This window comes from Cupriavidus sp. 01L46 (genome assembly GCF_056399905.1).
In genome coordinates this window covers 1-6,589 of the sequence record NZ_JBFTSF010000373.1, presented here as the reverse complement: position 1 = coordinate 6,589, position 6,589 = coordinate 1, and the positions used below count along the sequence as shown (strand labels likewise).

The 6,589-nt window shown below is 66.7% G+C and carries 4 protein-coding genes; 2 read left to right on the top strand and 2 right to left on the bottom strand.

Annotated features, from left to right (window positions below; translation table 11 throughout):
* Position 1: 1 nt before the first annotated feature.
* Both AC1DS3_RS34610 and AC1DS3_RS34605 read right to left on the bottom strand, forming a co-directional pair.
* Complete coding sequence (locus AC1DS3_RS34610) at positions 2 to 1,546, bottom strand: class I adenylate-forming enzyme family protein (protein WP_477128953.1); 1,545 nt, start codon at positions 1,544 to 1,546, stop codon at positions 2 to 4.
* 71 nt (positions 1,547 to 1,617) lie between these two features.
* Positions 1,618 to 2,598, bottom strand: a complete 981-nt coding sequence (locus AC1DS3_RS34605; RefSeq protein WP_477128952.1) for a tripartite tricarboxylate transporter substrate binding protein — start codon at positions 2,596 to 2,598, stop codon at positions 1,618 to 1,620.
* A gap of 279 nt (positions 2,599 to 2,877) precedes the next feature.
* On the opposite strand from AC1DS3_RS34605, the gene AC1DS3_RS34600 reads away from it, so the two are divergent.
* Positions 2,878 to 4,086: an acyl-CoA dehydrogenase family protein gene (locus AC1DS3_RS34600; RefSeq protein ID WP_441639881.1), complete on the top strand. Its 1,209-nt coding sequence runs from the start codon at positions 2,878 to 2,880 to the stop codon at positions 4,084 to 4,086.
* Between the two features lie 25 nt (positions 4,087 to 4,111).
* Positions 4,112 to 6,556 carry an IS4 family transposase gene (locus AC1DS3_RS34595; protein ID WP_477128951.1) on the top strand — a complete coding sequence of 815 codons (2,445 nt, stop codon included), beginning with the start codon at positions 4,112 to 4,114 and terminating at the stop codon, positions 6,554 to 6,556.
* The last annotated feature ends 33 nt before the right edge of the window (positions 6,557 to 6,589 follow it).

Genomic DNA, 6,589 nt, shown 5'->3' with positions numbered 1-6,589 from the left:
GTCATGCCGCTACGGCAGTGCCGTCCAGCATGGCGCGCAGCGGCTGCTTCAAGAGCTTGCCGCTGGCGGTGGTGGGAATGGTCTCGATCACGCGGATCTGCGCGGGCCGCTTGTACGGCGCCAGGCTGTCCCGCAGGTAGGCCTCCAGAGCGGCGGTGTCCAGCTTCGCGCCCGGCTGCGTTTCGATAAAAGCCACGACTTCTTCGTTGCCATCGGCGGCAGCGCGCCCGACCACGGCGGACTGGCGCACGCCGGGGAAGGCGTTGATGACGGATTCCACCTCGATCGGGTAGACGTTGAAGCCCGAGCGGATGATCAGGTCCTTGGAGCGGCCCACGATAAACAGTGCGCCGTCTTCACCCAGGAAGCCCAGATCCCCGGTATTGAGCCAGCCGCCCGGTAACAGCGCCTCGGCCGTCTGCTCCGCGTTGCGGAAGTAACCGCGCATGACGCCCGGGCCGCGCACGCGGATCTGGCCGCGTTCGCCGGCGGGCATCGGCTCGCCCTGTTCGCTGGTGATGTTGATCTCCACGCCTTCGACGATGTAGCCGGCGGAGCAATCGGCACGCGGCGCATCCATGCGGGTGATGAACAGCGAACCGGCGTATTCGGTGATGCCGTAGCCGTGATGCAGCGGCTGGCCGAACCATGCCTCGGTGTCGCGCTTGAGAGTCGGGTCCAGCGGCGCGCCGCCGGTATAGAGATAGCGCAGGCGGGGAAACGCAGCAGCGCCGCTGTCCAGCGACGACTCCCGCGCCACCGCCATGATGCGCGTGAACATGGTGGGCACGCCTTGCAGCATGGTGACGCCGGGGGACTCCAGCGCGGCGAACACGTCCGCCGCATCGAAGCGTGGCCGCATCACCAGGCTGGCGCCCGCGTACAGCGTGGCCATCAGCACGGTGGCGATGCCGAAGATATGCGACAGCGGCRGCGCGCCGTAGGCGATGTCGTCGGGACCGAGATGGCGCGAGGCGGCCGAGATCCGCGCGAAAATGGTCAGGCCGGCGTGCGGCACCATCACGCCCTTGGGCGCGCCGGTGGTGCCGGAGGTATAGATCAGCGTGGCCACGTCCCGCGCCTGGGTGGCGCTCACGCGCGGCGGCACCTCCGAGGCGCGCAGCCTGGCGAGGCCAGGATCGAGCGCCACGCAATCGGTGGGCTGTGCGCCGAGCCGCCTGGCATGCGCCGCGGCTACGTCGGAGACATGGTTGGTAAAGAAGGTCAACAACGGCTCCGCATGCGCGCGGATGCCATCGATCTCCCGCGGCGAGAGCCGTGCGTTGACCTGGATCGGCCACGCGTGCAGCGCGCTGCAGGCAAACAGCATCACCACCATCTCGGCACAGTTCTCGCCCACCACCATCACGCGGTCGCCCTGCCCCACGCCCTGAGCGGCAAGCCAGTCGCGCGTGGCGGTGATGCGCTGCCATAGCGTGCCGTAGCTAAGCACGCCGCTGGCCTCATGCAGGCAAGGCGCCTGGGGCGATTGCTCGGCCCAGTGCCGGGGGATGTCGTGAATGAACTCGGGGCGGAAAGAGGACATGATGCAAGCGATGATTAGGTTGGAACCGGACTGGCTGTTGCAACGGCTGAGAATGGCAAGGAATGGCGAACTCACTGATCCAGATGGATGTTTGCTGACTTGATCAGGCCGTCCCACTTCTGGTACTGGGTGCGCATATAGGTGCCGAACTGCGCCGGCGTCGAAGGAAAGGGCACCGTGCCCTGGCTTGCCAGCCGTGCCGCCAGCTCGGGCTGCGCGAGCGACGCCACGATCTCGGCATTGAGGCGATCGACAATGGCGGCCGGGGTATTGGCCGGCGCCACCACGCCGAACCAGGCCGTCAGCTCGTAGCCGGGCACACCGGCAGCGGCCAGCGTCGGCACGCCAGGCAACTGTTCGGATGGCTTGGCGGTGGTGACCGCCAGCGCGCGCACGCGGCCGTCACGCACGTACGGCAAGGCGGTGGAGATGCTGTCGAACATCATGGTCAGGCGCCCGCCGATCAGGTCCGTCATGGCCGGGGCGCTGCCCTTGTATGGCACGTGGTCGATGCGCACGCCCGCCATATGGGTGAAGAGCTCGCCGGCCAGGTGCGACGACGAGCCGTTGCMAAAAGAGCCGTAGGTCAGCTTGCCGGGCTCGCGCCGGGCGAGCGCCAGCAGCTCGGCCACGTTACGGGCCGGGACGGAGGGATGGACCACCAGCACGTTGGGCAGGTAGGCCACGGAGGCCACCGGCGCGAAATCCTTGAGCGGATCGTAGCCCGGCTTGTCGTACAGGCTCTTGTTGACGGCCAGCGAGCCGAAGGTGCCGAACAGCAAGGTATAGCCATCGGCCGGCGCGCGCGCCACAGCTACGGCGGCGATGTTGCCGCCCGCGCCGGGCCGGTTCTCGATCACGACCGACTGGCCGAGCCGCACGGAAAGTGCATGGCTGACTTCACGCGCGAGCAGGTCGGTGGCGCCGCCCGGCGGGAAGGGCACCACCAGCCGGACGGGCTTGTCCGGATAAGCGGCGAATGCGCTCGCCGTGGCCGCCAGCCAGCCACATAGGGCGAGCCATCGGGTGCAACGTTTGGTCCAGCGGGGCATCGCCTGTCTCCTCGGCGTGAATGGTTCTTGTGCTGCGACGGCACTGCGCCAGTGTGCGGCAGGCGCCAGCCGCGTGCCATTTGGATTTGGCTAAGGCCGTGTTCTGCCTGGCATGTGCACTGGCAGGCGGTTGGCTGGCCGCGGCCATCGGTTCGCAAGCGCGGAAGGACGGCTTTGCCATTGCGGAAGAACCGAATGCCCTGCCACCCATAAAATCCCGGCAACGACTCAAAACGGCGGCCGGTGGCGGCCCGCCTTCCCAACCGAGGGGACAAACAGATGGACCTGCGTTTCAGCGCGGCGGAACAAGCGTTCCGCGAAGAAGTTCGGAGTTTCGTGCAGGCCAGCCTGCCCGCGGATATCCGCGACAAGGTGCTGGCTCACCAGCGCGTGGAGAAGGATGACTATGTGCGCTGGCACCGTATCCTGCACGCGCGGGGCTGGGGCGCGCCGACCTGGCCCAGGGAATGGGGCGGCACCGGCTGGAACGCGCTGCAGCGCCTGATCTTCGAGATCGAGGCATTCCGTGCGGGCGCGCCGCGCCTGCTGCCCTTCGGCCTGACCATGATCGGCCCGGTGCTGATGAAGTACGCCAGCCAGGAACACAAGGAGCGCTTCCTGCCGCGCATCCCCACGGTGGAGGATTTCTGGTGCCAGGGCTACTCCGAACCCGGCTCCGGCTCCGACCTGGCCTCGCTCAAGACGCGCGCCGTGCGCCAGGGCGACCGCTATATCGTCAACGGCCAGAAGACCTGGACGACGATGGCGCACTTCGCCGACTGGATCTTCTGCCTGGTGCGCACCGACAGCGAGTCCAAGCCGCAGGAAGGCATCTCGATGCTGCTGATCGACATGAAGACGCCGGGCGTGACCGTGCGCCCGATCGTCACGCTGGACGGCGGCCACGACGTCAACGAGGTGTGGTTCGAAGATGTGGAAGTGCCGGCGGGCAACCTGCTGGGTGAAGAAAACCGCGGCTGGACCTATGCCAAGTACCTGCTCGGCCACGAGCGCACCGGCATTGCCGGCATCGGCCACTGCAACCGCGAGCTGCGCCAGCTCAAGCACTACGCCGCGCAAGCCACCGACGGCGCCGGCCGCCCGCTGGTCGACGACGTGCGCATGCGCGACAAGATCGCGCGCATCGAGATGGACATCATGGCGCTGGAAATGCTGCTGCTGCGCGTAGCCACGCAAGACGCCGGCCGCGGCCCCGGCCCGGAAGCCTCCATCGTCAAGATCCGTGGCTCCGAGATCCAGCAGGATCTCGCCATGCTGCAGATGGAAGTGGCCGGCCCCAATGCCTGGCCCTACTCGCCGCGCTGGCTCGAAGCCGGCGAAGCGCCGCCCGCCGACGCACCGCTGCACGCCCCGGCCTGGGCCGCGCCCGCCGCGTCCACGTATTTCGACATGCGCAAGACATCGATCTACGGCGGCACTACCGAAGTACAGAAGAACATCATCTCCAAGATGATCCTCGGTTTCTGAGAGCACAGACGGAACAAGCACAGTCATGGACTTCAACTACAGCGAAGAACAGCAGATGCTGGCGGACAGCCTGCGCCGCTTCATCGATACCGAATACACCTTCGATAAACGCCGCAAGAGCGCCCGCGGCGGCGGCAGCTTCAACCGCGCCACCTGGGCACAGCTAGCCGAAATGGGCGTGCTCGGCCTGACCGTGCCCGGCGAATACGGCGGCTTCGGCGAAAGCGCCGCCAGCCAGCTGGTGGTGCAGCGCGAACTGGGCCGTGGCCTGGTGCTGGAACCGGTCACGCCCACCGCGGTGATGGCCGCCGCCGTGCTCACCGCCTATGGCAGCGCCGCCCAGAAAAACGAGTGGCTGCCCGCCATCGCCGCCGGCGAACGCGTGGTCAGCCTCGCGTACCTGGAACCCACCACCCGCTACCGCCCCGAGGCCGCGCGCGCCAGCGCCGAGCGCAAGGGCGACGGCTACGTCCTTAACGGCAGCAAGAGCCTGGCCTGGCACGGCGAAGCCGCTGACGCCTTCCTGCTCACCGCGCGCATCTGCGGCAGCAATGAGCTTGCCCTGTTCCTGGTACCCGGCAACGCCGCCGGGCTCACCGTGCGCGGCTATCCCACCATGGACGGCCTGCGCGCCGCCGACCTCGCCCTGCAAAACGTCGCCGTGGACGCCGGCGCCATGATCGGCGACGCGGCCGACGGCCTGCCCGCCCTGCTCCACGGCATCGACCACGGCATTGCCGCGCTATGCGCCGAAGCCGCCGGTGCCATGGAAAAGCTGATCGAGATCACCGCCGAATACCTGCGCACGCGGCAGCAGTTCGGCAAGCCGCTAGCCGTGTTCCAGGCGCTGCAGCACCGCATGGCCGACATGCTCGTACAAAAGGAACTCGCGTTGTCGATGGCCTACGTGGCAGCCCAGGCACTGGACGAAACCGATCCCGCCCAACGCCGCCGCATGCTCAGCGCCGCCAAGGTCACGGTCGCCAAGGCCGGCCGCCTCGTCGGCCAGCAAGCCGTGCAATTGCACGGCGGCATGGGCATGACGGATGAGCTGGAGGTTGGGGTTGCTTGCCGTCATTCACCGCGATGTACGCCATTGCCTTCCACCTCCGACTCCGACGACTGGGCGATCGACGAATTTGGCGCAGCCGAATTGGGGGATGCCCGCCGCACGCAACGCTTGGTTGCGCTCGCGCGACGTCTTGCGCAAAGCCCGCATTGTTCGTTTCCCACGTCCCTCAGCGCCCCGGAGTTGAAGGCAGCGTATCGCTTCTTCGACAACAAGCAGGTCGACGCCGACGGCATCCTTGGCGCGCACATAGCCCAGACTCTCGGCCGCATGCAGCAGGTGCCGGTTGTGCTGGCTGCGCAGGACACGACCGAGTTCAATCTGACACACCTGGAATCCACCGATGGGCTGGGCTACACGAGCCACAAGCACGTTCGGGGGTTCTTTATGCATAGCCTGCTCGCCCTCACACCGGAGGGCTTGCCGCTTGGGGTGCTCGGGCTGAAGACGTGGACTCGGCCACTTGAACAGCTGGGCAAGCGTCATAGCCGCAAGCAGTTGCCGATCACCGAGAAAGAGAGCGCGAAGTGGCTTGAGGGCATCAAGCATCTCAGCACGCTCAAGACGCGCTGTCCGGATACCCAACTCGTCGGCGTGTGCGACCGCGAGGCGGACGTCTATGAGTTGTTCCTCGCCGAGCGGCCTGCCGGGGTCGATTGGCTGGTGCGCGCATCCTGGAACCGGGGCGTGGATCATCCCCAGAAGTACCTGTGGGAAGCCATGGCGCTGGCTCCAGTGTTGGGTGAAACCCAACTTCAGGTACCTGCCGCCAGTAAGACCGTGGCACGCACCGCGCAGCTTGCGATCCGCTGTGCGCCGGTGCGGATGCGACCACCGTGCAGCCGCCCGAACCTGGCCGAAGTCGACCTGTTTGCGGTGTGGGCTATCGAGACGAACGCTCCTGCAGACGTGACGCCGATCGAGTGGATGTTGCTCACCTCGGTACCCACTCACTCTCGCGAGCAGGCGCTTGAGCGGCTCGCCTGGTACGCGCGCCGCTGGACGATTGAGTCGTGGCATCGGGTGCTCAAGAGTGGCTGTCAGATCGAGGCCAGGCAGTTCGGCAGCGTCGATCGGTTCATGCGCGCTACCGCGCTCTTTGCTGTGATCAGTTGGCGCATTCTGTATGCGACGCTGCTCTCCCGGCTCGAGACAGACCTCACTTGCGAGGTGCTGTTGCAACCCATCGAGTGGCAAGCGTTGTACTGCAGCACTCACGCTACGACCACGCCGCCCAAGAAGCCGCCCACGCTGAGCGAGGCCGTCCTGTGGATTGCCAAACTCGGCGGCTATCTGGGCCGTAAGCACGACCGCCCGCCAGGGCCCACTGTGCTCTGGCGCGGCTTCTTCATCCTGCACGAGAGCATCAAGATGTATCGCATCTTCCGCCAGAACGAATGAAGTCATGTCGATGATTTGTGGGTAATCCTGAGC